Genomic DNA, 634 nt, shown 5'->3' on the forward strand with positions numbered 1-634 from the left:
TGGCCGCCAACGTGGAGAACCTGTTCCTCACCGGCGGCGACAACCTCGGCGGCGCCGGCAATAGCCAGAACAACGTATTGGTGGGCAACACCGGGAACAATACACTCAGCGGCGGTGCCGGTGACGATACCCTCGAAGGTGGCGTGGGCACCGACACCCTGATCGGTGGTGACGGCGTCGACACTTACTACGTCGACAACCTCGGCGATACGGTGATCGAGACCGATGCTTCGCTGACCGCGCTCGACCGGGTGTTCTCGGCCATCGACTACACCCTCGGCGCCAATGTCGAGAACCTGATCCTCACCGGCAATGCCAACCTCAACGGCACCGGCACCACGGTCAACAACCGCATGACCGGTAACGATGGCGCCAACATCCTAGACGGTGGCCTCGGTACCGACACCCTGATCGGCGGTCTGGGCAACGACACCTACATCGTCGACAACCTTGGCGACACCATCACCGAAACCACCACCCTGGCCAACGAGATCGACAACGTGCATTCCTCGGTGGACTGGACACTGGGCGCCAACCTGGAAAACCTGGTGTTGACCGGCAACGCGATCAACGGCTCCGGCAACGCGCTGAACAACAGCCTGACCGGCAACGCCGAAGCCAACACCCTGGACGG

The 634-nt window shown here is 62.5% G+C and carries 1 protein-coding gene; it reads left to right on the forward strand.

From position 1 onward, the window contains the following. Nucleotides 1-634: calcium-binding protein (locus KW837_RS28545; protein ID WP_305729672.1), on the forward strand; the 634-nt coding region annotated here is incomplete at both ends.

Origin of the sequence: Pseudomonas sp. PDM24 (assembly GCF_019218905.1) — a bacterium.
Lineage (GTDB): Bacteria > Pseudomonadota > Gammaproteobacteria > Pseudomonadales > Pseudomonadaceae > Aquipseudomonas.